Origin of the sequence: Legionella spiritensis (assembly GCF_900186965.1) — a bacterium.
Taxonomy (GTDB): Bacteria; Pseudomonadota; Gammaproteobacteria; order Legionellales; family Legionellaceae; genus Legionella_C; species Legionella_C spiritensis.
Genome location: NZ_LT906457.1, coordinates 1293600 through 1318413, shown reverse-complemented (window position 1 = coordinate 1318413; position 24814 = coordinate 1293600). Strand labels below are relative to the sequence as shown.

Genomic DNA, 24814 nt, shown 5'->3' with positions numbered 1-24814 from the left:
CACGATAATTACTGCGTCTGCTAAACAATATCTTGTCCTGTCTCCCCGGATCGGTAAATCTCATGGCGACAGGCCTGATTTATTATCAAATTTAAAACACAAGAAATTAATTTTGAACACTTGACAGGTTCATAGTAAAGTATATGCTTGGTCTTTTTTATCTTTGAAGTCGGTTTTCATGACATTCCTGAAAAAACTGCTGCTTGGTCTTTTACTTATTCTGACTATTCTTGTAACGTCCCTCTGGATTATTGCCAAATCAATCAAACCCGAAGTCATAAAAGACTATGTGAACTCACAACTTACTACGCTGACAGCGCAAAAAAGCAGCGTTGAGGGGGATATCAGCTGGCATTTGTTTCCCAGGCCAGGAGTCCGAATCACATCGATCAAGGTTGGTGACATCGGCGGGGACGCACCCTTTGCCATGACTCTGGACAAATTGTTGTTTAATCTTAATATAACGCCGCTTCTACGAGGCAAACTTGAATTTAGCGAGTTGAAAGTGGACGGATTTAAAATTCGGATCAATTCCGACGCCAAACCTTCCCAGGCAACATCCAAACCAGTCAATCACGCTCCCCAAAAGGAAAAACAGAATATCGCCAAATCGTTTGCAATAGCGCGGCTTATGCTGAGCCGTGGACAGATTATCTGGACACGCCAAAAGACCCGGATGACGATTTCCGGTTTGCAGCTTGGCGCCGAGCAATTGAATTTACAACAGCAGTCGTTTCCTTTCCAGTTAAAAGGCAAGCTCGACGTAACCAGACTGCAGCAACGACTGGCTAAATCAAGAGTGAATTTTAAAGGCCGGGTTGAACTGCCCGCAGGATTGTTGCATAACCCGGAAAACGCCCTGAAATCATTATTTATGACGGGACAGTTAACCTTGCAGGATACGGAGTTAAAAACGTTCCGGTTTGACCGACTAAAAGGTAATGCGGAATTAAAAAAAGGCATCGCGCAATTAAACCCTCTGACGGTCAGTTTGTATCATGGGGAATCCATAGGCGATCTCCGCTACGACACCACCCAGCACAAACTGGCTATCAATCAAACGGCTACCAATTTAAACAGCGGCAAACTGATACAAAATCTCACCGGGAAAAAATTATTGCAGGGAAGTCTTGATTTCTCCCTGCACACCCTGACGGATTTGCAAAACACGGACTGGCAGAGCAATACCACCGCCAATGGTAATTTTACCATCCGGGATGGCACGTTGCTTACTATTGACTTTAATAAAGTCATAGATGAAATCAATAATAAAATTGGTACTTTACTTAAAATCAGGAACATAAATCCGCAACAGGAATTGGACCTGGCTCAACTTGACGCACCAATGAACTACAACGGAGAAACACCTTTTAAATTGTTAACCTTGCAGTACCGTCTTGACAAAGACACGGTGTTTAGCGATATGTTTATCTTGCAAACAAACAGGCTGCAATTAAATGGTAATGGCCAATTTAATCTGAACGATTACGCCGTTCAATCTCAGATCCAGGCCAAGGTCTCTTTCAATAATGACAAAGCGGATAAAATTCAGGATATGATGGGTGGAAGCTTCCCAATCCTTATTAAAGGGACCTTGAATCAATTGATGGTCATTCCAAACCTGAAGAAAATGACACCCCTGCTGACCCGAATGTGGCTTAAGGAAACCCTTGCCAAACCGGTCAAGGATATAAAACAACAGTTAAAAACGTTATTTCACTAATAAGGCTTATACACTGATCGCATCCAGAAATTACAGCCGTAAAATGAAATGGCAACAAAACATGGTTATGTCAGAGAATTTACAAGAACATTTCAGTACGCCTCTCCTGTCCTGGTTCGATCAGCATGGCCGCAAGGATTTACCCTGGCAGCATCCCCGCAGCGCCTATCGGGTATGGATTTCGGAAATCATGCTGCAACAAACACAGGTTCAAACCGTCATCCCCTATTTCAACCGATTCATACTACGTTTTCCCGATGTGACCTCTTTGGCCAAGGCCCCTGAAGACGACGTTATGGCTCTCTGGTCCGGTCTCGGTTATTACAGCCGTGCCCGTAATATCCACAAAACCGCACAAATTATCTACCGGGACTATGGAAGGGAATTCCCGCAGGAAGCGGATGAACTGATTCGTCTCCCGGGCATTGGCCCTTCTACAGCTGCCGCTATCAGTTCCCAGGCGTTCGGGCGTAAAGCGGCTATTTTAGACGGCAACGTCAAACGGGTTCTGGCACGCTATTTTCTGGTAGATGGCTGGCCGGAAAAAAGTCTGGTGAAAAAACGATTGCAGCAACTGGCTTTTTCCTGCATGCCGGATCAACGCTGTGCCGACTATACCCAGGCCATTATGGATCTGGGGGCAACGTGCTGCACCCTGAAAAATCCCCATTGTGATCATTGCCCGTTACAAAAAACCTGTCTCGCGTTTCTGGCGAACGAGACACAAAACTACCCCGTTAAAAAAATTAAAAAAGAACGGCCGGTACAACATCAACAGTTTTTATTATTATACCGATCGGATCAGCATGTCTATCTTGAAAAAAATCCGCCAACCGGACTATGGTGTAGTCTGTGGTGTCTGCCAAGTCTGAATATCGATCATGATCCTGCGGCGTATCTTGACCGGAATTTCGGGTTTCAAAATCCGTGTATTGAAGATTTTATGACGATCAAACACTCATTCAGCCATTTTCATCTTCATATTAAGGCCCGGTTAGTTAAAACCATGCTGGCTGATACACCGGTGATTAGGGAAACGACCGGAAAATGGTTCAAACTGGCAGAAACCAGCCGTCTTGCGCTCGCCAAGCCAACCCGGGATATCCTCAATCAATTGCTAGTACTACAATGGTAAGTTCTGTCATTCCCGAGAAATCGGGAATCTATCCACGTTAAAATAGATCTCCGCCTGCGCAAAGATGACCATCAATGAGCAAAAATGAGTACATAAACAGGGATCCTTTTCAAAATACAACTGTAATACTAATCCGTGCGGCGATGACCGGAATGAAACGTCATTAACACCAGAAATCCTGCCGCAAATAATAATAATCCGATTTCTCCCAGATAGAGGCGGGCGATGGTTACGTTTTTCCAGTGCGCCAGAATATAATAAAAAATAATAATAACGACACCGGAAACGCTGTTAAAAAGCGATTGCACCCTGCCCTGATATTCCAGAGCAGTCATTTCCTGGGCAAGGGTAGTCAATAACGCCCATGCGGAGAAAGAATAACCTATTAAAAAATGATAAAATATCGCCCTTTGGCTGCTCTGAGTATGACTGAAACAATAAAATGAGACCATCCCCAGAACTACCTGCAGCATAATAACCCGATATATGGTAAAGCGGGAAGCGAGCCATGGGCTGATAAAACCACCGGTTATAATACCAAGGGAAAGCATTGCCTCAAGCCAGCCGAATTCACGGACATTGCTATGCAATACGGATTTTGCATAGGGAGCCAGTAAAACCGGCGCTGTCATCATACATACAAAGAACAGCCCCTGAACAAGGTATATCAGCAAAAGCGGGGTATTACGCAATATATAGCGCCCACCTTCCATGAACTGGGTTAATAACGACTCCCTGTCGTCAACTGCTCGTGTGTTGCGGCGGTATTTTATATTAACAATCAGCAACATGGCCAACAGATAACACACCCCGTTGATCAGAAAACAAACGGACGAGGACGTGGTAGCCAAAATAAAACCTGCACTGCCCATCCCTAAAACCGCGCCTATCTCATAGGCTATATCCACCACGGCATTACCGTAGAGCAAATCCTTTTCAGCCAGCAACTCCCGGACAAATGTCATCGCCACCGGAATATAAACCGCCAGCAAAGTTCCGATAACAGCAGCCAGGGCATAAATGGACCATGCCGTCATGTGGTTTTGCGCCAACCAGGCAAACCCGAATAAACACATGGCTCTCAAGCCGTTAGCCAGCAACAGCAAATGCTTGCGATTACAACGATCGGCAATAACGCCAAAAAAAGGCCCAAGCACCACGTTAGGGAGCCAGAAGCAGGTCATCAAAAGTGCGGTTGAGACAACAGACGTGCTAAATTGCATCAAAGCCCAGACCATAATAATGTAGGTCAAACCGTTGCCAAACATGGCAAGCAGACAACTGAGCGTAAAAAAGCCAAACGCTCGATTTTGCAACAGTTGAAATGGTTTACCTAACATAATATCACTACCATATTTTCAAACGATTTGGTTTCAGGCTCCATACACTTATCCCACACCAAAATTAAACGCTTTAAGCGCTGGCCTTTTCATCAACAGATGGTTAAGCTGCTTGAATTGAAACCGTAAGAATGTTATCCGGACAAAATCATACCACGCAGAGCACAATTTGTGAAGTTTTTGAACAAGAAAATCATCGCCTGTTTGTATTGATACTCAAATCCAGTATTATCGGTTAATCATGCTTGAGGGAAGAAATGTATAACATATTCATATTGATATTGAGTATTGCTGCCATGCTATGGTCAGCCAGCCACCTGGTAAGCGGGGCTTCCGGCATCGCATTTTATTATCGTCTGCCGCCCTTTCTCATTGGCTTTACCCTGGTAGCCATCGGCACCTCCGCACCGGAAATTATGATTGCGATAAACGCTTCAATGGACGGGTTAAATGATATTGCCATTGGTAATGTCATAGGAACCAATATCGCCAATATCGGCCTTGTTCTTGGCCTTACCGCCCTGATAAAACCCTTGAAAATGCAATCCTCCCTGTTGCGAAGGGAGTATCCGCTGCTATTTCTCGTTATGCTGTTTACCTACTCACTGATGCTGGATGGCTATCTGGGCATTATGGACAGCTGCCTGTTTCTTTTAGCCTGTATCGGATTACTCGGCTATCTGCTGCTAAGAGCACGGCGATCCGTATTAACAAATCGGGTGGCTTTGGACTTTCAACAGGCCTGGCTACAAAAACGTTCTGTCAAAATACACACGGTGCACTTTATTCTGGGATTTCTCATCCTGGCCGTCAGTACCAAATATTTTATTAGCTCCAGTGTTATTCTGGCCAAAAATTTCGGGGTTAGCGATTTGGTTATCGGTTTGACACTGGTTGCAATCGGTTCCAGCTTACCGGAATTAATCACCTCTGTCATGGCCGCCGTCAAGGGCGCGGATGATATAGCGGTCGGCAATATCCTTGGCGCGAATGTCTTTAATCTTCTGGCGGTTATGATCTTTCCGGGAATTATTCATCCGGCCTTAATCAGCCATGCGGTATTATGGCGGGATATTCCAGTCATGTTTGCAACGACTCTCGTGCTTTTATGGTTCAGTTACCGCAACAAAAAAGCACTGACCCGCTGGCATGGCGTTCTTTTGATCCTGATTTACTGCAGCTACATCCTGTCCATTTTAATCAGCGCCAACCATTAACGACTATTTAAACGCACCGGTCGGCTTGGCCCGTTTAAAATTTTAAGCGCTTCCAACGCATCGGGCTGACCGGCGTTGGCCGCCTTGTTGATCCAGTACCATGCCTTTTTACGATCTTCAACCACACCCTGCCCGTAATAATACATATAACCAACGGCGTATTGCGCGTCCGGCTGTCCTTTTTCAGCTTCCGGTTTCAGATGAATAAAAGCCGAGCGATATTGCTGAACCTTGAAGGAAGCGATGCCTTCATACAAATTGGTATAATTGACACAAGAGGACAGGCACAACATGAGCGGTACAGACAGGATTAACCGAAAAACAATCCGCATACACATTATTCCTTAAATAGTGGCTTCGCTGGCTCTTCGAAGCGCAATTTAATTTTAGGCAGGCTCAGACTTTCAAGCGAGCCATTATGCAAAACCACGACACTATCCGGGCTTATACGTTTAATAATCGCCCCTCCTGGCAGTTTATCACCAACGACATAGGTTTTTTCCTCACCTCCGCCAATTCGAATCAGAACCTGCGAATTTTTTTCCTGGCTCGAATACATAATACCAACTATTTCAGCATCGAGCATGGATTGTTTGATATCGCCGTCATTCAGGTTTACGGGAATGTACTCTCCGAACAGGGAAGCGGTAAACAACGGTGATTTCACAGAGATTCCGGCTTGCTCCACGCGTGTCGGGGTATTTGAAGGCGTATCCGTTTCGACGGCTTGAAAAATATCGAGCATTTGCCATAGAAACAAAACTAGAAAAATAAAAAAAACGGCCACGGCAATTTTTTTATCGTATTCTTTCGGAGACCAAAAAGATAAAAAATCAATCTTCATGCTGTTTTTTGCACTTAAAATTTCAATACACTAGACTCATAATAGACGATATTATTAACCATCCCCAAGAAACTTCAAAAGGAATTGCAACATGCCGGAATCTCAAACACAACCTCATGTTGAACTTGCCACCATGTCCCGATGGTATGTTGTCTCCCGTGCCATTCACACTGTTGCCAAACTGGGTATTGCCAATTATATGTCATCGGAGCCGGTCAGTGTAAAAAAACTTGCCGAAGCGACGGGAGCAAAACCGGAGTTGCTGGACAGGCTTCTGAGATTTCTCAGCGCCTATCGGATATTCCATCACCAAGCCGACTCTTTGTACTCCCTGACTGAATTATCCAAACCGTTACGCGATGACGACCCTCATTCCATCCGGGATGTTCTTTGTATGGTCGATGAGTGTTGGTGGCAGGCCTTTTCCCGCCTGGATACCAGTTTAAAAACGGGTGATCCAGCGTTTCATGAGCAGCATGGCGATGATTTTTTCAGTTTTTTAAGCAAACATCCCGAAAAACAGGCGAATTTTGACAAAGGCATGGCCAAACTGTCCACCTACGATGACAACGCCATTGCCGAAGCGTTTGATTTCTCATCCTTCTCCAGCCTGATAGATATGGGCGCCGGCCGGGGTGGTTTGGTTAAATCCATTGCCAGGAAATATCCGGATATTGATGTGATCCTGTTTGATAGCCACGCAGTCGTTCAACAACTGGCAAACGACACATTCCCGAAACAGGTACAACTCGTAGGCGGCAATTTTCTTGAAACCATACCCCGGGCAGAAGCTTACATCTTTAAGGGGGTACTTCATGATTTTAACGATACAATGATGAATGAAATTTTGAGTAACTGCCGCCGCCAGATGCCTTCGGACGCGACTCTTCTGATCGCCGAGCAGGTTATGCCGGAAAGCGATTTTCCTCACCCGAACAAAACCATGGATATCGTCATGATGGCGTTGCTCGGGGGCCGGCAACGTACCTTGAAAGAATGGCAAAAACAGATTGAGCCATCGGGTTTTACTTACCTGAATCATTATAAAACGGACAGTATATTTTCCTTAATGACGTTCAAACCGATGAAATCCTAATGCTGTTTCCATGTAATTTTGCAAGATTCTGTCATTCCCGCGCAGACGGGAATCCATCTATCTGGTGGCGCCGTACCATTATGAAAATGGATCCCCGCCTGCGCGGGGATGACAAAAAATAGATCACAATGTTCAACACCACCTTGCAAAACTACATGGAAACAATACCAGGTTCTGTGCGTTGTAGCGGGGATAATTCCCCCATGAAACCCGCAATACGGCCGCAGGCCTTCTTGCGGGCTACCGCCCCTTTATAAACAAATCGTGCAAAGTGCCTTGTAGCCCGTCATGAAGGCGAAGACGTAATGCGGGGATAATGCCCCATAAAACCAATCAAATCCGTTTAAAACGGATGCAAATGAGAACGGAATATTTGATTCGGATCATATTTCTCTTTCAGTTTCTTCAACTTCTGGTAGCTGGAACCATAATGATTACGCCAATATTCGTCCGAGATCTCCTCACCAAGAAATCCTGACAGATAACGTTTCCCTCCGGCGCTTAAAAAACGACTATCCAGGGTCTTCATAACCGCAAGGCAAGCCGGTAACAACGCCGGATGAACTCCGGGATTTAAAATCATGACGGCAAAAATCTCACTCGCGGCCGGCACCATCAAAAAACCGTCTCTTCCCTCGTGAAAATCAGCTAATGGAACCACTTGCACCACATTCGCGTAATGAACCGGCAACGTCTGCAAAATATCCTCAAGATCATTAAACAATACATTAGCCGGTATAAAACATTCGTACCAGGGATGCTGCAGTTCCCACTGGCCAATAAGTTTCATGGCTGCGAAACGAGGATCATGGCGATGAAAATAGGAGTCTATGGTTTCATCCTGCTTATGAAGAATCTTCCAGGGACGAAGCGGCTCATCCAAGTCGTTCAGCTCAGGAGGCCGCTCATCGTACTCTATGGATAAATGCAGCGCGTATAACCACTGTGCAAAAGGAATCCGTCCCTTGTCGGTCTGTTTTGCGCCTTGTATTGCCGGAGTACAAAAAGCTTCTATGCCATCGGCATGTTTTTTTAATTTTTGCAGGTCGCAGTACCACTGCTCTTTGTCCAGGTAAACAAGAAAATACGTACGTACCATTTTTTTACACGGCCGTAATCCGACACAGGCTTTGCTGATCACTCCGAACCGCCCCTGCCCGGCAAGACAGGCCCGGAATAATTCCGAGGTCTCATCCACCTCCTGTTTTTCCCCATCGGCGGTGATCACTTCCAACGCCTTGATATGCGACACAACGCTCCCGTATTTAAATGATGAAGCGCCAACCCCGCCAGCCGAGAGGACACCGCCAACCGAAAGGTTACAATTGTAGGGAACAACATAAGGCGCCTGCAGGGTTTGCAGGGAAACGGCCAACAAATCAGCCCAGCTTGCATTGGCTTCAACCCAGATGCAATCCTTATCCTTCTGTAAAATCCGATTGAACCGTTCCAGGTGAATGGTCAGCCCGCCTGCCACCGGCAGAGATTGGCCGCATTGACTTAAACCATTTCCCCTGACAGCAACCGGTAATACCTGTTGATTGGCAAAGCGAAGAAGTTTTTGCAGAGTATTCACGGTTTCGGGAACGCATACCGCATGAGGTTTTTCTGAAACGAGTTTACCAAAATCCTGGCCATAAGAAAAAAGCGAATGCTCATCGCTGAGCATCGCTTGTCCAATTTGCTGTTCACACTGCTTGATCTGAGACGTACTCCACTGGTTCGTTTGCGGCATTTTGCTGATTCCTTGCTCGAGCCAATTCCAGACGTTTGTTACATGCAAGAATCAATCCATCGAACATCTTGTTGAACGCATCATAACATCTGTCTATCATTTTTAATGCGTCGCGTCGTACGTTCACAGGAACTTCTCTTTCAAAAAGTTTACGTTCCATTTCTTCCTCAAACAAAGCGTGAGCCAGTTCGACTTCCAGATGGGAACTGGAAAAATATTTAAGATTTTTATCTTCTCCTGTCTTTTTAACCTGCTTGACAACTTTTTCAAAAAACACATGTCCGGAAGATTCCAGGGTCAGAAGTAACGCTATGTTTAATTCTTCATCCTCTATTTTATAGATTTCGGACATAATTGAATAAGCAGCATCACGAGTTAATTGCGTTTCCTTACTATAAAGCCAGGCCACATCATCTTTGGAACAAGACTTGTCATGACTGGCGGCGCTCATGTATTTTTTATCATGCAAAAACCATTTTTCATGACCGGCGTCTTCCAGTCTATGGTGACGAGCGACTTTTTTAAGGTAAGGATCGGTAACACGTTCTTCGTTTAAACGAAGAATATCCTGAAAAGTCATTGCCCAGAAAGTTAATTCGGGGACAAAATAACTGATCTCTTCCAAACTTTGTAATTGTTCCAGCACTTCAAAAAAAGGATGGTTCATAAATTCCTGTTGTTTGGAATCGATATAAGCTTGTATGGTTTTCATGGCTGCCTCCAAGGCAATTATTAGTTGGACAGTTTACCTGTTGCAGTAGTTGTGCCAACTATTTGCACAATATGACCATAAAAACATCTATTTTAGCGGCAAACATGGCAATTATTTTTCATTTTTCACAGCATAACCTCGAGAAGCGACAAAAAAATGTCCTCGAAAACCCGTTTTTGACAAATTTTTGACTACGCCTGGCGTTGGTTTTTAGTTATTTTTTTAAATCAGGTGTAAATTCGCCAATTTTTTGTCATATTGATCCATTAAATAATCCACATGAAGCCAATTTATTTCCTCCATACACCTCACTTTTTCACAAATCAAACGTAATAATTCAGCCTGTATGTCACCGTACAATTTTGCCTTGGCATAAGGCGTATTCGTAAACATCACCAGAACGTGTTTTGAAACATAACGCTCCGGATAACGATGCATTAACTCTTGCTCCAGTTGCTTTTTAAGATTGAATTTTTCATCACGAATATCGCTTTGAATCTCGTGATAATTATCCATGGACATAGACGCTACGGCATCCGTATTCTCCTTGCGCTCCTTGAAGAACTCCGGCATGACTTGCTGCCAGTCGTCATGGTATCGATCCAGCAATTCGTTGAGAATGCGGCAATCTTCAAAGGCGCTATTCATTCCCTGGCCAAAGAAAGGCACAATACCATGCGCCGCGTCACCTATTAACAGACAATGATCCTGGTAATACCATGGTGCTGCCCGAATCGTGCTTAAATGTCCGGTCGGATGATGGAAAAACTCTCCGGCCAGATCAGGCATTTCCTCATAAACATCGGCAAAAGTCCGTTTGAAAAACGATTTCAGACTGATTTCATCACTCAGTTCGGCAAAACTGTTTTTACCTTCGTGGGGCAGGAACAGGGAGCCGGTAATGGAACCGTCCTTGTTGGGATTACCCAGTAACATGAAGGAATCCCGCGGCCATAAATGCAAATGCTCTCGCACCAGTTTCTCCGGATGTTGTCTGCTTATCGACAACTCCTTATAGCCATGGGGCAGATAAGAACGCGTCGCATGGATCAGAGAGTCCGTCACCAGTGTTTCCCTGACTTGCGAGGACGCCCCGTCCGCTCCAATCAGACGATGATAGGATATAGTCTGCTTTTGCCCGTCCCCGCTCTCAAAATGAAGCAGTTTATCATGGACATCCAGCCGGATTAACTTCATTGCAAAATGAAGATGAATACCAGGCATCTTCTCTGCGGCGTTAAGAAGCAAACCGTTTAATTCCGTGCGTTGAATGGCGTTGATATATTCTTCATCATGCCGGCCAAACGCCTGATATTTAATGGCACCATCCTCGGAATGAATGGCTCTTGCCCGCATGGGAACCATGATTTTTTCCACCTCATCCATTAATCCGGCTCCAGCGAGCCCGGTAATGCCTCGGCACGATAAGGCAAGATTAATGGAACGACCACTATCCGGCGCCGCAATACGCACATCAGGCCTTGAATCATACAATTCCACCTCATAACCTCTTTTGGCCATGTAAATCGATGCCAATGCTCCAGCCAGCCCGGAACCGACAATGGTTATGCTTTTCATGAACCTCCTCCATCAAGGTGCGCCGTTCAATAAATCATTCCATTACGCACAAGTTTCCATTCTCCCATGGACTCCTGTCACGACAATACAAATCAAAGAATCCAACAGCAACGGGTTCATCTTGTAACCGACATCACTTACTTTTTACTCATTAACTCCTATCTCGCATCAATACATCCTGCACTCCTATTACAAATATCACTACATGGCAATAAACCAACACAAAGCTTCCTTCGGTCAGCCATTATCGTACTTCAGTTCCTATTTAAAGTGTTGCAATAATCATACCTATCGAACATGGATTCGGTTTTTTCACGAGGGTATTTTCATGAACCTGCCAGACTATTTTCCAATATAGACGGAAAAAACACCTGAGTAGTACCATTTCCATTTAGTTTTGACAGGTTGGCTTGCACAGAATGTTTGTCTTTTTGTCATCCCCGCGAAGGCGGGGATCCATACTGAATCAAGCACTGAGCCACATCAGGAATGGTTTCCCGCCTTCGCGGGAATGACAATTAACCTGTCAAAATTAAATGGAAACAGTAGTAGTTACCTGGGAGACATTTTTTATAAAAGATTGTTAGCCCGTAAGGAGGGCTGCGACCGTATTGCGGGTTTTATGATTCCATACTGTAGCAGGAAAGCAGGTGATTATCCGAGTGAACGTTATCCCGCAGGATACCGCGAACAAGTCGCGGTACGTAGGCAAAGAGTAGAAGTTGTCAAAAAAACACAAAAAAATCGACAAATCACATAGCTGTTTGCAGACGTAATTATTTAATATCAGGATAGAACGGTAGCCCGTAAGGAGGCCTGTGGCCGTATTGCGGGTTTCATGATTCCATACTGTAGCAGGAAAGCAGGTGATTATCCGATTAAACGTTATCCCGCAGGATACCGCGAACAAGTCGCGGTACGTAGGCAGAGAGTAGAAGTTGTCAAAAAAACACAAAAAAATCGACAAATCACATAGCTGTTTGCAGACGTAATTATTTAATATCAGGTTAGAACGGTAGCCCGAAAGGAGGGCTGCGACCGTATTGCGGGTTTCATGATTCCATACTGTAGCAGGAAAGCAGGTGATTATCCGAGTGAACGTTATCCCGCAGGATACCGCGAACAAGTCGCGGTACGTAGGCAAAGAGTAGAAGTTGTCAAAAAAACACAAAAAAAATCGACAAATCACATAGCTGTTTGCGGACGTAATTATTTAATATCAGGATAGTTCGTCAGAAATTCTTTCAGAACGGGGGCTTTATTTGGCGGTTTAAAATAATAACCCTGCGCGTAATCACAACCATGCTTCACAATAAATTCCTTTTGCAGCTCGGTTTCCACACCTTCAGCCAGCACTTCAATTTTCAAGCTATGACCGAGGTTGATAATAGCTCTGGCAATGGCTGCGTCATTTTCCTCATGAACCAGCTCGCTAATGAAGGAGCGATCAATTTTAAGTTTATCAACCGGAAATTGTTTAAGATAGGACAGACTGGAATAACCGGTTCCAAAATCGTCGATGACCAGTTTTATTCCCATGTCCTTTAGCTGGTGCATCGTTTCAACCGCCCGCTCAATATCATCAACAAGCAAGCTTTCGGTCAGTTCCAGCTCAAGGTATTTAGGTTCAAGGCCGGTTTTCTTGAGAATATCGGCAATATCATCCGTTAATCGGCTCTGGCGAAATTGCCGCCCTGAAATATTAACCGCGACACAAAGATCCTTGAGGCCTTCCTTATGCCATTTTATAGTTTGCATACAGGCTTCTTCCAAAACCCACTTGCCAATATCAATAATCATACCGTTTTCTTCGGCCATACTGATAAATTCGATAGGAGACACGTTGCCAAGTAAATGACTTTCCCATCGAATCAATGCCTCAACACCGATAATTTCGTTTTTGCGTAAATCAATCAAGGGTTGATAAACCAGATGGAATTCCTTGCGTTTCAACGCCTCGCGCAAGGCATTATCCAGTTGCATGTGATTAATGATCCGCCTGTTCATCTCCTGTTCAAAGATACGGTAATTGTTTCGTCCGCTGTCCTTGGCATGATACATGGATAAATCGGCGTTTTTCATGAGTGACTCATAATCCGAGCCGTCTTTGGGATAAAAGCTAATCCCGATACTACCTGTGACCTTTAAACTGTGCTGATCGATCTGAAATGGCTTCTCAATCATATGTAACAATTCCTGAGCCATATTTTCAGCCTGATGCTCGGAAGTAATGTCTTGCAACAGAATAACAAACTCATCACCACCCAGGCGGGCCACCGTATCAAAATCATTGGTGGCAATCAGCAAGCGGTTGGAAACGGCTTGCAGTAATTTATCACCAATACTATGTCCCAACGTATCATTGGTCATTTTAAAGTGATCCAGATCCAGGAAAAGAAAGGCTAAAATCGCATTCTTTTTCCTGGCCTGTAAAATAGCCTGTTCGACCCGGTCCATTAATAGAACGCGGTTAGGCAATTCCGTGAGAGAGTCATGGGTGGCTTGCCTGACCAGTTGTCTTTCCATTTCACGGCGTTGGGTAATATCATTGATAATACAAACGAAATGTTTGACTTTACCAAAGGAGTCACGGACCGGCGCCACACTTAATTCGCACCAGAACAATTCTCCATTACGCCTGTAACTCTCGATTTCCACCGTCTCTTCGCGAAGTTCCCTGATAGCAAGGGCAAGCCGCTTCTGATTAACCTGATCCGCCTTATGCCCTAAAATATGCGCTAGATTTTGACCGATTGTCTGCTTTTCAACATAAGACGTAATGCGCTCGAATGATTTGTTGACATAAATGATAGGTTGATTGGGTTTGGTAATATCGATAATGGCGACACCATGGGTACTTGCTTCAATAGCCCGTTCACGCACCCGTAACTGGTCATCCGCCATGCGCTTTTGGGTGATATCACGAAAGCTGTAAACACGGCCGACGATTTCATTACCCACTCTCTGGGGTTGTGTAAAACGCTCAAAAATACGGCCGTCCTTGAAATTCAGCGGCGGTAACTCCCCTTCCCATTCAGGATTTTCATAGAGATACTGTACGTCAGCAACCACCGCGGCAGGATTGCTTAGCTGTTCAAGAATATACTCGAAACCAATACTTTCCGTACCGGACTCCAGCATATAGGAAGGGATGCGCCACATTTCGACAAATTTCTGATTCCAGTCAACAACCTGGCCTTTGCCGTTGACCATCATAATACCATCCGCCGTGGACTCCAAAGTCGCCCGCAACAGGGACAGGGATTTTTCCAGTTCGAGATTTTTTTCCAGAACCTCGCTGGTTTTGATTTGAATATTTTCGGAAAGCGGCGCAGAAATGGTGCGCTGAAATTCCGGCTGGGTGTGGTACCATTTTTCCAGGTAAGCGGAAAGCTGTGGCGACAGGGATAAAATCCCAAGCTCCTCACATATACTGGTAAGTGACGGTTCCTCACCCCGTTTTTTTAAATCTTCCGCTGCAGAGGCAACTTTTTCGTAGTCTATTTCTTGCCTACTCATGAATCCCTCACTAGAATATCCTGCAACCACTATAACGGACAAAAGTGAACAAACTTTAGTCTTTATGATCAAATAAAGAAATTAATGACTATTTACAGTATATAACGACTTGCGGTTTTTTGCAGGCAAGTTTTAACGCAAAGGATTAACTCTATGGAAAAATTACATTTTGATACCCGGGCCATTCATGCGGGACAAGCCCCGGATCCGAGTACCGGCGCGGTCATGACGCCCATTTTTGCCACATCCACCTACAAACAATCCGCGCCAGGTGTCCATCAGGGTTATGAATATTCCCGTACTCAAAATCCCACTCGCAACGCTTATGAGGCTTGTGTGGCTGATCTCGAGTCAGGTCAACGCGGATTTGCTTTCGCCTCCGGCATGGCCGCGATCAACAGCGTCATAGATTTATTAAATTGTGGTGACCATGTTGTGGCTATGGACGATCTTTATGGGGGTGCGTATCGATTGTTTGACAAGGTTAAAACCCGTACCTCCGGATTATCCTTTTCTTTCGTCGACATGAGTAATATCGACAGCATTGAGAAAGCGATTCGCCCCGAAACACGTATGCTCTGGCTGGAAACCCCCTCCAATCCGATGTTGAAACTGGCTGATTTAAGAGAAATAGCCCGCATTGCCAAACGTCACAATCTGATTACTGTTGCGGATAACACGTTTGCCACGCCCTGGCTCCAGCGACCGCTGGAATGCGGATTTGATATCGTTGTCCATTCCGCCACGAAATATTTAAACGGCCACTCGGATGTGGTCAGCGGAGTAGTCGTTACAGGCGATGATCCCGAGCTCACCGAACGCCTCGCTTTTTTACACAACTCCTGCGGCGGTATCGCGGGACCTTTTGACAGTTTTCTGGTGCTGCGCAGCTTGAAAACCCTTTCTTTAAGAATGCAACGCCATTGCGAAAATGCAAGAGAACTGGCCCAGTGGCTCGAAAAACATCCCAAAATCAGCAAGGTTATCTATCCGGGGTTGAACAGCCATTCCCAACATCAGCTGGCCCGGGAACAAATGCGCGACTTCGGCGGCATGATTTCCATGGTTGTTCGAGGCAGTCTGGAAGAAACCGTTCGCTTCCTGTCACGCTGCGAGGTTTTTACCCTTGCTGAAAGCCTGGGCGGTGTGGAAAGCCTGATTGAACATCCCGCCATCATGACCCACGCGTCTGTTCCCTATGAAAAGCGCCAGGAATTAGGCATTGTGGACGGATTTGTTCGCTTATCGGTCGGAATAGAACATATCGAGGATTTGATTGCAGACATGAATCAGGCTCTTCGTTAATGGTTAAACGTTCATCAGGGATAGTTTTATGAATGAAAATAAAAAATTGCGCGGGCAGCTTCGTGGCGTTTTTGCCGTATTGACCTTGATCGTATCCACCATTTTGTTTTTTATTCCCGTACTTTTTATCGGATTACTCAAGCTGATCCCCAATCTTCGCTGGAAAGTTCTTTGCACAAGAATGATTGACGCCGTTATTGTTTACTGGAGTGATATTAATAATTTATACATCGATAAAACCCAGAAAATTCAATGGGAAATCACTGGAGAGGAAAACCTGCGCCAAAAGGACTGGTATCTTGTGATTGCCAATCATCAAAGCTGGCTGGATATTGTTGTTTTACAACGTCTTTTTAATCGCAAGATTCCAATGATTAAATTCTTCATCAAGGATCAATTGAAATGGGTTCCCTTGCTTGGCTTTGCATGGTGGGCTATGGGATGTCCATTCATGAAACGCTATTCCAAAGATTATCTTGCTAAAAATCCCCATAAAAAAGGTCAGGATCTGAAAGCGACCCGTAAAGCGCTTGATGTTTTCAAGCATCATCCTACAACCATTATGAATTTTGTAGAAGGCACCCGTTTCACCCGTCAGAAAAAAACTACACAGCAATCCCCCTACGACTATTTACTGAAGCCCAAAGCGGGAGGTATAGGTTTTGTTATCAGTGTGATGGGAAATCAAATTAAAAATATACTGGATGTCACGATTGTTTATCCGGATCAACAACATTCGCTCTGGGATTTTTTATGCCACCGCATTTCGGCTATCAAAGTCAGTATTCGTTCTATTGCCATTCCCAATGAGTTCAGAGGCGATAATATCCTTAATGATGAAAAAACCCTTGAGGCGTTCAGAATCTGGCTAAATGGGCATTGGCTGGAAAAAGATCGTTTAATCAGTCAATTGCAGAACAGCTAGAGAGAGTGTATTGGGCCAGGGGGCCAATCTACAATTTATCCAATTATTATACTAGGGCGTGTCCTCATCATCCGGTAAAAATATTTGATTTTAGCAATAAAAATCCCTGTACCAGGCTACAAAACGGGAAACACCCTCTCTGAAATCAACCGTCGGTTGATAACCTAACTCCTCAGCCAGTCGTTTAGTGTCGGCATGAGTAGACAACACATCGCCGTCTTGCATGGGCAGAAACTCCTTAATGGCTTTTTTACCCGTCGCTTTTTCAATCGCTTCGATATAATCCATTAAATTAACGGGATTACCGCAACCAATATTATAAATTTTATAGGGCGCGAGACTGCTGCCGGGATCGGGCGTTTCTCCACACCATTCCCCGTTCGCGTTTGCCGGATTATCCAATGCCAGAGAAATGCCACACACTATATCGTCAATATAGGTAAAATCACGCCGCATTTTACCAAAGTTGTAAACGGCTATCGGTTTGCCCTCCAGAATATTTCTGGTAAAGGAAAAAAACGCCATATCAGGCCGCCCCCATGGACCATACACGGTAAAAAACCGCAAACCCGTTGTCGGCAACTGATAAAGATGGGAATAGGAATGCGCCATCAACTCATTGGCCTTCTTCGTTGCCGCGTATATGGTTAATGGATGATTCGTCGCCTGCTCTTCCATATAAGGCTGCAAAATGTTAGCCCCGTATACCGAACTGGTCGAGGCATAGACCAAATGCTCTATCTGATGATGGCGACAAACTTCAAGAATGTTGCCAAAGCCGACCAGATTGGACTGGATGTATTGTTGAGGGTTCGTTAACGAGTAGCGAACACCGGCTTGAGCGGCGAGATGTACCACCCGATCAGGTTTATGCCTGTCAAAAATAGTTCGGAGGTTATCCGCGTCAACCACATCATCGTGATAAAATTCAAATTGGTCATAAACCTGCAATAATTCCAGTCTGGCTTGCTTAAGACGCACATCATAATAATCATTAAGATTGTCAATGCCAATGACAATGTCACCTTGCTCCAGGCGGGATCTGGCAAGATGAAATCCGATAAATCCTGCCGCTCCCGTGATTAACAAACGCATAATTAAAATACCTTAAGCCACTTTTTGCGAGCAGTATACTAGTAATGATGGTTCGTTGAAACTCAAAAAACCGTAGAAAAAATGTCGCGAACGTCGCTGTAAACCGTATCGGTTTCATTATAATATATAGCCAATTCTCGCAATTGATATTGAACGATATGAACTCATTACAGCAACTCATTGAAGAATTTTTTGAACAGCGCCACCATGTAACCCCGGAGCACGCACCTGTGCCGTTGAAACAAGCCGTAGAAGAAGTTTTAACCGGCCTGGATTCAGGCCGCTACCGGGTTGCAGAGAAAATCGGGGGGGAGTGGGTCGTCCATCAATGGCTTAAAAAGGCGGTGTTATTATCGTTCCGTCTTTACCCGAATCAAGTGATGGATGCCGGATTTTGCCAGTTCTATGACAAAGTCCCGCTTAAATTTTCCGGTTACAGTGCAGCTGATTTTGCCAGTACAGGCGCCAGAGTGGTACCGCACGCCATGATTCGACGAGGCGCGTTTGTCGGAAAAAACACCGTGCTGATGCCGTCCTATGTCAATATAGGCGCTTATATTGACGAAGGCGTTATGGTAGACACCTGGGCCACGGTCGGTTCCTGCGCCCAGATAGGCAAGAATGTTCATTTATCCGGCGGCGCGGGTATTGGCGGTGTTCTGGAACCGCTGCAGGCCAATCCGACCATCATTGAGGATAATTGTTTTATCGGCGCCCGTTCCGAAGTGGTGGAAGGCGTGATCGTGGAACAGAATTCCGTATTGTCCATGGGCGTGTATCTGGGACAAAGTACCAAAATCTACAATCGATTAACCAAAACCGTAACTTATGGACGCATCCCCGCAGGTTCCGTTGTCGTACCCGGCAACCTCCCTTCCGAAGACGGGAGCTATAGTCTCTATTGTGCCGTTATCGTAAAACAAATCGATGATAAAACGCGCTCCAAAGTCAGTATTAACGAGCTGTTAAGGGACGTAAAATAATGACCGACACGCAAACGCTGCTTGCCGAACTGGTTCGCTTTGAATCAGTAACCCCGGATGATGCCGGATGCCAGGAATTCATGGTGAACTATCTGCAACAGCTTGGCTTTGATTGCCAATATTACAACCATGGGCCTGTCAGCAATTTTTTTGCCCGCCTGGGCCATCAACGTCCCCTTCTGGTCTTTGCCGGTCATACGGATGTTGTTCACGTTGGCGACATCGGCAAATGGGCCACCAATCCTTTTGAATTGACGGAGCAAGACGGGATGCTTTTTGGTCGGGGAACGGCCGACATGAAAGGCAGTCTGGCAGCCATGATGATTATGGCCAAACAGTTTGTAAAGACCTGTCCCCGTTTTGACGGCAGCCTTGGTTTTTTAATAACCAGCGGGGAAGAAGGCGATGAATTTGAGCATGGGACACCTCATGTAATGGCCGCACTCAAAAAACGGGGAATTGATCTCGATTATTGTATTGTTGGCGAACCATCCAGCCATAGACGAGTCGGTGATGTTATTAAAATCGGACGACGGGGCTCGCTTAGCGCGGCACTCACCCTGCATGGAAAACAAGGTCATGTCGCCTATCCTCACCTGGCGGAAAATCCTATTCATACTATCAGTCCCGCCCTGGCGGAACTGGCTACAACCCAATGGGATGAAGGTAATGAGCATTTTCCACCAACGTCCATGCAGGTGACCAAACTCCAGTCCGGAGGCCATGCCGGCAACATCATTCCCGGTGATTTGGCGATGACATTGAATTTTCGTTTTTCAACCGAGCAAACCGCGGAAAGCCTGCAAAAAGCGGTTGAGGCCTGTTTTGCAAAACACAAGCTGCAGCCTGAAATTCGCTGGCAACTCAATGGATTACCTTTTCTGACCGGGCAAGGGAAGTTGTTAGAGGGCACAATCAATGCGATTCGGACCATAACCGGTCAGGAACCCAGGCAGTCAACCGACGGCGGTACGTCCGACGGTCGTTTTATCGCACCGTATGGCGTGGAGGTTATCGAGCTGGGCCCGGTGAACCAAACCATTCATCAGGTCAATGAGTGCGTTGCCGCGAGTGATTTGGAAACATTAACCACCCTCTATCTTTCCATCAGTAAACAGATACTGGTTTCATAATCCTGACTTCCTGTGTAGCCCGCCATGAAGGCGAAGCCGAAATGCGGGATGGCGTTACAATCAGAGGTGAAATCCGTATTTCGCCTTCATGAGAGACTACAGGTTTTTTACAAGACTTTCCGCCATAAAAAACAACCGGATATCACGCTGCGCGCTCAACAACCGGAATATTATCAGACAAAGCGGGGTCAACGCCGGATACGAACTCTTCATTGACCACTTTAGCCACACAGGAATCCGACCAGACGTTCAGGGACGTTTCCAGCATATCAATCAACGTGTAAAATGGCAGGATAATCCCCATTAACGTAATAGGGACATTCATACTGGCCAGTAAACTGGCACTTAAAAAGAAACAACCCATAGGAACACCGGCGTTACCAATGGCGGCTACCGTGGCAATCACAACCCATAAAAGCATCATAGGGACAGACAAGACCATACCGTGATTTTGCATCAGATAAATAACGGTTGCAAAAATGAACGCCGCACACCCGTTCATATTCAGGCTGGTGCACAACGGTAAGACAAAACGGCTGATTTCAGGCTTCACATTCAGATTTTTTTCCGCCGCCTCCATGGTAACCGGTAACGTCCCTACCGACGACTTGGAAAAAAAGGCCAGGGACAAGGCCGGCAGCATACCTTTCATGGCTGCCAGTGGTTTGATCCCTTGTGATCTCAGCCAAAGAGGAAGAATCACAAATCCCTGAATGATATTGGCCAGCACCACAACCAGCAAATATTGACCTATGCCCTTGAGTGCCATCCCGTCACGAAGCTGAACGACAATCGCTGTGATAAAACCGTAAAGCCCAAAAGGAATGATCGCTATGATCCAGCGCGTGATAACCATGAACAAGCCGTGAGCGCCACGAAAAAATTGTGTTATCGTTTCTCTTGATTGCTGCTCGGGTATAAAACGTATGGCAATACCTGTCAAAATACTAAGCAACAAGGCGCCTATCACCTGATGCTCCAGGAAAGGTGACATAATGGAGGACGGGATCAGACTGGCAACGTGATCAAGGTAATTAAATTGATCCGGCTTCGGCTCTGCAGAAACTGCTTTTACCACACCCACCATACCTGGCTGAATGATTAAATACAGCAGAAAACTGACGGTCGCGGCAACAAGCGTTGTCCCAAGCGTATAGGATATCGCCCGTTTCCAGATCCGCCTCATCGGCCCATCGGCACGATAATTTGATAACGTCACGATAATGGACAATGAAATAATCGGCAGACTGATACATTTGAAAATTCTGATAAAAATATCGGAAATCATCACGCCGAATTTCTGTAAACCGGCTATATCGGACCAACCGCTCAGCAGACCTAACACGATCATGACCGTATAGAGAAAAGGGGTGCCAAGCCAGATTTTTTTAGCGGATTTCGCTTGGGAGCACATAATAAATACCTGTGTAGATTACGTTCCTGAAAGAAGAAAAAAGGCTAATGATTTAATCGTTACAACAAGCAAACAACAGGAGTTGTGTGCGATAGCCAATTTGCATCAGGATGTTTTTCATAACCTGTCTTGTATTTATTTTAATCAGAAAGTAAATATATTAACACAAAAAAGACGTGTGTCAACCAGGTTCCGGGAACCAGATTTTCCTGGCACCATTTTTTTACAAAAAAGTAGCCCGTAAGGAGGCCTGCGGCCGTATTGCGGGTTTCATGTCCCAATATTGTCCCGGGAGAGCAGGCAAGTACCAGGACGAACGGGTGTCCCGTATTTCGGATTCTCCTTCATGACAGGCTAGGGCGTGTCCTCATTCTGTTTCGCGAGCTAAAAGTTGGGATAATTTAGCGCAAATTGCAGATTGAATGAGGAGAATAGCAGCCCTATTTGACGAATTCAAACTGTAATTTGAGCAAATTAGTACAGGTTTTAGCTGTGAAACAGAATGAGGACACGCCCTAGGTTCCGTGAACAAAATTTCTAATTAGTTGAAAAAAAGGCAGTTTCTATAGTGAAATACGATTTGCCGTCGAAAAATCACTAAAAAACTGCCAAAATGAATAATAACATATCAGAGCAAGTATGGAACCGACTCTATTCTTTTTTGCGAGGAATAAAAGGTCTTCATACACAAGAAGAAAAGAGATTGCGCCGATTTATAGAAGGGATTTGGTATATATTGCGGACGGGATGTCAATGGCGTCTTCTTCCTGATTATTATGGGCATTGGCGCCAGGTTCACAGACGATATAAAGCTTGGTCTGATCGAGGCATTTGGTCTGAATTAATGTGTTCAGTCAGTGATATTGATGATCAGGCCGTTATGATCGATGCAACGATTGTGCGTGCTCATGCTTGCGCATCAGGCTATAGCAAACAAGGAAACGAAGCTCAGGCACTGGGCCGTAGTAAAGGGGGCTTTACTACCAAAATACATGCTGTGGTTGATGGGTTAGGTAACCCTATTCGATTTACTCTAACAGGCGGACACAGAAACGACATTACTCAAGCGGCTGAATTGCTAAAAGAACAGCGCAATACATTAGTACTTGCTGATAAAGGATATGATTCACAGCCATTCATTAGCTCCCTGAAGAGTCATAATTGTTGTCCGGTGATCCCATCGAGAAAGCATGTAAAATGTCCAAGAAAAATTGATAACGAGGTCTATAAAGAGCGGTTCTTAATCGAAACTTTTTTCTCAAAAATAAAGCATTTCCGCAGGGTTTTTTCACGTTTCGATAAAACCATTTCAGCATTCTTAGGGTTTATTCACTTTGCCGGAGCGCTGATATGGATGCGTTAGAAATTTTGTTCACGGAACCTAGTACCTCATCCTGTAAATATCCTGAACGTTATCCTGGCACTATTGTGCTATTGTTTGTTTCAAACGCTTGATTCGCTGATACGATTCCTGGATGCGGTGACCGTCAATCGCTTTCTCCTGAACCAGCGCCTCTACCACATCTATCACTTCCCGCGGCGATATTTTTCCCAATTGATTGGCAAAAATCAGCATATCGGCTCCGGCGTTAATAGTCAATCGCAGGGAATCCGCCAGGGAATATTGCTTGCTGACCGCGTTCATTTGCAGATCATCGCTCACAATAACGCCGTCAAAACCCATTTGCCCTCTTAACAAGCCTGTGAGTATGTCCTTGGACAAGGTGGCTGGCAGCCCGCTTGCATCCAGCTTGCGATTAACGACATGAGCGGTCATCACCATAACCTCTCGGGCCGGGTTACCCAATAAAAGACGGTAAGGAATCAATTCCTCATCATGAAACGTTTCCGTAACATCCGTCATGCCACAGTGCGTATCACCTCGCGCACTACCATGTCCGGGAAAATGTTTATAACAGCAGATCACACCGTTTTCGCTAAATACATCGACAAATTGCCGGGCAATTTTCGCAACAACGTCCGGGTTTCGTGAATAACTTCGTCCCAGTTTACCTATGATGCCGTCCATTTCCGTCAGATTCAAATCAACCACCGGTGCAAAATTAAGATTAAACCCCAGCAATTTTACCATCTCAACCATTTTTTGCGCTTCCCGCTGCCGTTCGGGCTCGGAAAGGGCCGCATATTGCCTGGGAGACAACGCTTTTATTTCCGTGTCAATTTGCCTGAATCGATCGACAGCACCCCCTTCGTAATCAATGGCGATAAACAACGGCATATCTTCCGGTATGGCATGCGTAGCTTTGGCCGCTACCTCACGTAACTGCCCTGTTAACGTCCTAACCTGGCTTTGGCTGACCATGTTTTTTTGCGGAATATGTTTTTGTAAATCATAATCAAAGAGAATAACGCCACCCAGACCATCCGTAGTTAACCAATGATGCACCGGACTTTGATCATCGATTTTTGTTCCATCAAATCCCATGATAAGCATTTGTGCTATTTGCTGTCTTAATGCGGGTAAAGTCATGCCATCCACTCATGTCATGTAATAAACTCTGTTGCGAGCATCATACACAAAGCGGTTACCACTTAAAATATACTTGTGGTCGGAAAAACCTAAAATAATCAGGACTGTGGTTTTACCTCCGGAATGTCACTGAAATCACAGACGCAATTGCCCGTTGCATCGGGAGGAAACGGCGTGCCGGCAAAATCTCTGGCATAACAGATTGGAATATTCCATGCCGTATCCCCCTCACCTATCGAACCGGGCATGAACCAATAACGTTTGGCTCGATAGACCAGATCCTCCTGATTTTCCCATATCGTTGGAGTAAAACTGGCAAAATACATGAATTTTTGAGCAGGCTGACACTCAAAACGCTCTCTTGCCCATTTTTTACCTTTAGGAACGGTAATGGTCAGCACTTCCTTGTTCGCCACGGCATCCTGTACAACAACTTTGACATTATAGTTAAGCCAGCAACTGTCTTTAACCAATGTCATAAAACATGGGAACGCGTAAAGTGGCGCAGAGAATGCCAAACCTGAAAACAGTGCAAGTAAATGACGATTCATAGCCGGCTCATACCTGTT

The 24814-nt window shown here is 45.2% G+C and carries 20 protein-coding genes; 9 read left to right on the top strand and 11 right to left on the bottom strand.

Features of this window, described 5'->3' with window-relative positions; all coding sequences use genetic code 11:
- Nucleotides 1-178 precede the first annotated feature (178 nt).
- A complete protein-coding gene (locus tag CKW05_RS06015) occupies nucleotides 179-1723 on the top strand; it encodes an AsmA family protein (RefSeq protein WP_058483612.1) in 1545 nt (514 codons plus the stop codon).
- A 43-nt stretch (nucleotides 1724-1766) separates the two neighbouring features.
- Nucleotides 1767-2858 (top strand): A/G-specific adenine glycosylase, encoded by a 1092-nt coding sequence (gene mutY / locus CKW05_RS06010; RefSeq protein WP_231950703.1) that lies wholly within the window; start codon nucleotides 1767-1769, stop codon nucleotides 2856-2858.
- 128 nt (nucleotides 2859-2986) lie between these two features.
- On the opposite strand, the gene CKW05_RS06005 is transcribed toward mutY, so the two are convergent.
- On the bottom strand, nucleotides 2987-4198 hold the full coding sequence (locus CKW05_RS06005; RefSeq protein WP_058483613.1) for an MFS transporter: 1212 nt from the start codon (nucleotides 4196-4198) through the stop codon (nucleotides 2987-2989).
- A 257-nt stretch (nucleotides 4199-4455) separates the two neighbouring features.
- Between CKW05_RS06005 and CKW05_RS06000 the strand changes: the two genes are divergently transcribed.
- A complete protein-coding gene (locus CKW05_RS06000) occupies nucleotides 4456-5415 on the top strand; it encodes a calcium/sodium antiporter (RefSeq protein WP_058483614.1) in 960 nt (319 codons plus the stop codon).
- Here the strand turns inward: CKW05_RS06000 and CKW05_RS05995 are convergent.
- Both CKW05_RS05995 and CKW05_RS05990 read right to left on the bottom strand, forming a co-directional pair.
- The gene (locus tag CKW05_RS05995; RefSeq protein WP_058483615.1) at nucleotides 5412-5747 is read right to left on the bottom strand and encodes a tetratricopeptide repeat protein; all 336 of its coding nucleotides are present in this window, start codon (nucleotides 5745-5747) and stop codon (nucleotides 5412-5414) included. The two genes, CKW05_RS06000 and CKW05_RS05995, sit on opposite strands and share 4 nt — an antisense overlap.
- Nucleotides 5748-5752: 5 nt before the next feature.
- Entirely contained in the window at nucleotides 5753-6259 is a 507-nt protein-coding gene (locus CKW05_RS05990; protein ID WP_058483616.1) for a type II secretion system protein N, read from the bottom strand.
- Between the two features lie 91 nt (nucleotides 6260-6350).
- Between CKW05_RS05990 and CKW05_RS05985 the strand changes: the two genes are divergently transcribed.
- The gene (locus CKW05_RS05985; protein ID WP_058483617.1) at nucleotides 6351-7355 is read left to right on the top strand and encodes a methyltransferase; all 1005 of its coding nucleotides are present in this window, start codon (nucleotides 6351-6353) and stop codon (nucleotides 7353-7355) included.
- A 343-nt stretch (nucleotides 7356-7698) separates the two neighbouring features.
- Here CKW05_RS05985 and CKW05_RS05980 read toward each other — a convergent pair whose 3' ends face one another.
- From CKW05_RS05980 to CKW05_RS05960, 4 genes are all read right to left on the bottom strand, one after another.
- The gene (locus CKW05_RS05980; protein ID WP_058483618.1) at nucleotides 7699-9090 is read right to left on the bottom strand and encodes an FAD-binding oxidoreductase; all 1392 of its coding nucleotides are present in this window, start codon (nucleotides 9088-9090) and stop codon (nucleotides 7699-7701) included.
- The gene (locus CKW05_RS05975; protein ID WP_058483619.1) at nucleotides 9044-9802 is read right to left on the bottom strand and encodes a hypothetical protein; all 759 of its coding nucleotides are present in this window, start codon (nucleotides 9800-9802) and stop codon (nucleotides 9044-9046) included. The genes CKW05_RS05980 and CKW05_RS05975 overlap by 47 nt, the downstream gene beginning before the upstream one ends.
- A gap of 222 nt (nucleotides 9803-10024) precedes the next feature.
- Nucleotides 10025-11380, bottom strand: a complete 1356-nt coding sequence (locus CKW05_RS05970) for an FAD-dependent oxidoreductase (RefSeq protein WP_058483620.1) — start codon at nucleotides 11378-11380, stop codon at nucleotides 10025-10027.
- Between the two features lie 1209 nt (nucleotides 11381-12589).
- On the bottom strand, nucleotides 12590-14899 hold the full coding sequence (locus tag CKW05_RS05960; protein WP_058483622.1) for a sensor domain-containing protein: 2310 nt from the start codon (nucleotides 14897-14899) through the stop codon (nucleotides 12590-12592).
- Between the two features lie 153 nt (nucleotides 14900-15052).
- On the opposite strand from CKW05_RS05960, the gene CKW05_RS05955 reads away from it, so the two are divergent.
- Both CKW05_RS05955 and CKW05_RS05950 read left to right on the top strand, forming a co-directional pair.
- Complete coding sequence (locus tag CKW05_RS05955; protein ID WP_058483623.1) at nucleotides 15053-16204, top strand: trans-sulfuration enzyme family protein; 1152 nt, start codon at nucleotides 15053-15055, stop codon at nucleotides 16202-16204.
- A 28-nt stretch (nucleotides 16205-16232) separates the two neighbouring features.
- Complete coding sequence (locus tag CKW05_RS05950) at nucleotides 16233-17129, top strand: acyltransferase (RefSeq protein ID WP_058483624.1); 897 nt, start codon at nucleotides 16233-16235, stop codon at nucleotides 17127-17129.
- 90 nt (nucleotides 17130-17219) lie between these two features.
- Here the strand turns inward: CKW05_RS05950 and CKW05_RS05945 are convergent, their stop codons facing one another.
- A complete protein-coding gene (locus tag CKW05_RS05945) occupies nucleotides 17220-18224 on the bottom strand; it encodes an NAD-dependent epimerase (protein WP_058483625.1) in 1005 nt (334 codons plus the stop codon).
- Between the two features lie 158 nt (nucleotides 18225-18382).
- Here CKW05_RS05945 and dapD point away from each other — a divergent pair, with 158 nt between their 5' ends.
- Both dapD and dapE read left to right on the top strand, forming a co-directional pair.
- Nucleotides 18383-19207 carry a 2,3,4,5-tetrahydropyridine-2,6-dicarboxylate N-succinyltransferase gene (gene dapD, locus CKW05_RS05940; RefSeq protein ID WP_058483626.1) on the top strand — a complete coding sequence of 275 codons (825 nt, stop codon included), beginning with the start codon at nucleotides 18383-18385 and terminating at the stop codon, nucleotides 19205-19207.
- A complete protein-coding gene (gene dapE / locus CKW05_RS05935; protein WP_058483627.1) occupies nucleotides 19207-20340 on the top strand; it encodes a succinyl-diaminopimelate desuccinylase in 1134 nt (377 codons plus the stop codon). Before dapD ends, dapE begins: the two co-directional genes overlap by 1 nt.
- Nucleotides 20341-20482: 142 nt before the next feature.
- On the opposite strand, the gene CKW05_RS05930 is transcribed toward dapE, so the two are convergent.
- Entirely contained in the window at nucleotides 20483-21754 is a 1272-nt protein-coding gene (locus CKW05_RS05930; RefSeq protein WP_058483628.1) for a dicarboxylate/amino acid:cation symporter, read from the bottom strand.
- A 613-nt stretch (nucleotides 21755-22367) separates the two neighbouring features.
- Between CKW05_RS05930 and CKW05_RS05925 the strand changes: the two genes are divergently transcribed.
- Complete coding sequence (locus CKW05_RS05925) at nucleotides 22368-23117, top strand: IS5 family transposase (protein ID WP_058483223.1); 750 nt, start codon at nucleotides 22368-22370, stop codon at nucleotides 23115-23117.
- A gap of 60 nt (nucleotides 23118-23177) precedes the next feature.
- Here CKW05_RS05925 and CKW05_RS05920 read toward each other — a convergent pair whose 3' ends face one another.
- On the bottom strand, nucleotides 23178-24245 hold the full coding sequence (locus tag CKW05_RS05920; RefSeq protein WP_058482209.1) for a glycoside hydrolase family 3 protein: 1068 nt from the start codon (nucleotides 24243-24245) through the stop codon (nucleotides 23178-23180).
- Between the two features lie 98 nt (nucleotides 24246-24343).
- Nucleotides 24344-24796 (bottom strand): hypothetical protein, encoded by a 453-nt coding sequence (locus CKW05_RS05915; protein ID WP_058482208.1) that lies wholly within the window; start codon nucleotides 24794-24796, stop codon nucleotides 24344-24346.
- Nucleotides 24797-24814 lie beyond the last annotated feature (18 nt).

Coding starts and splice junctions, on each gene's coding strand:
- CKW05_RS05920 (WP_058482209.1), bottom strand. CDS start 24,245: ATGACTTTACCCGCATTAAGACAGCAAATAGCACAAATGCTTATCATG.
- CKW05_RS06005 (WP_058483613.1), bottom strand. CDS start 4,198: ATGTTAGGTAAACCATTTCAACTGTTGCAAAATCGAGCGTTTGGCTTT.
- CKW05_RS05925 (WP_058483223.1), top strand. CDS start 22,368: ATGAATAATAACATATCAGAGCAAGTATGGAACCGACTCTATTCTTTT.
- mutY (WP_231950703.1), top strand. CDS start 1,767: ATGAAATGGCAACAAAACATGGTTATGTCAGAGAATTTACAAGAACAT.
- CKW05_RS05995 (WP_058483615.1), bottom strand. CDS start 5,747: ATGCGGATTGTTTTTCGGTTAATCCTGTCTGTACCGCTCATGTTGTGC.
- CKW05_RS05960 (WP_058483622.1), bottom strand. CDS start 14,899: ATGAGTAGGCAAGAAATAGACTACGAAAAAGTTGCCTCTGCAGCGGAA.
- CKW05_RS05950 (WP_058483624.1), top strand. CDS start 16,233: ATGAATGAAAATAAAAAATTGCGCGGGCAGCTTCGTGGCGTTTTTGCC.
- dapD (WP_058483626.1), top strand. CDS start 18,383: ATGAACTCATTACAGCAACTCATTGAAGAATTTTTTGAACAGCGCCAC.
- CKW05_RS06015 (WP_058483612.1), top strand. CDS start 179: ATGACATTCCTGAAAAAACTGCTGCTTGGTCTTTTACTTATTCTGACT.
- CKW05_RS05985 (WP_058483617.1), top strand. CDS start 6,351: ATGCCGGAATCTCAAACACAACCTCATGTTGAACTTGCCACCATGTCC.
- CKW05_RS05945 (WP_058483625.1), bottom strand. CDS start 18,224: ATGCGTTTGTTAATCACGGGAGCGGCAGGATTTATCGGATTTCATCTT.
- CKW05_RS06000 (WP_058483614.1), top strand. CDS start 4,456: ATGTATAACATATTCATATTGATATTGAGTATTGCTGCCATGCTATGG.
- CKW05_RS05980 (WP_058483618.1), bottom strand. CDS start 9,090: ATGCCGCAAACGAACCAGTGGAGTACGTCTCAGATCAAGCAGTGTGAA.
- CKW05_RS05915 (WP_058482208.1), bottom strand. CDS start 24,796: ATGAATCGTCATTTACTTGCACTGTTTTCAGGTTTGGCATTCTCTGCG.
- CKW05_RS05990 (WP_058483616.1), bottom strand. CDS start 6,259: ATGAAGATTGATTTTTTATCTTTTTGGTCTCCGAAAGAATACGATAAA.
- CKW05_RS05955 (WP_058483623.1), top strand. CDS start 15,053: ATGGAAAAATTACATTTTGATACCCGGGCCATTCATGCGGGACAAGCC.
- CKW05_RS05970 (WP_058483620.1), bottom strand. CDS start 11,380: ATGAAAAGCATAACCATTGTCGGTTCCGGGCTGGCTGGAGCATTGGCA.
- CKW05_RS05975 (WP_058483619.1), bottom strand. CDS start 9,802: ATGAAAACCATACAAGCTTATATCGATTCCAAACAACAGGAATTTATG.
- CKW05_RS05930 (WP_058483628.1), bottom strand. CDS start 21,754: ATGTGCTCCCAAGCGAAATCCGCTAAAAAAATCTGGCTTGGCACCCCT.
- dapE (WP_058483627.1), top strand. CDS start 19,207: ATGACCGACACGCAAACGCTGCTTGCCGAACTGGTTCGCTTTGAATCA.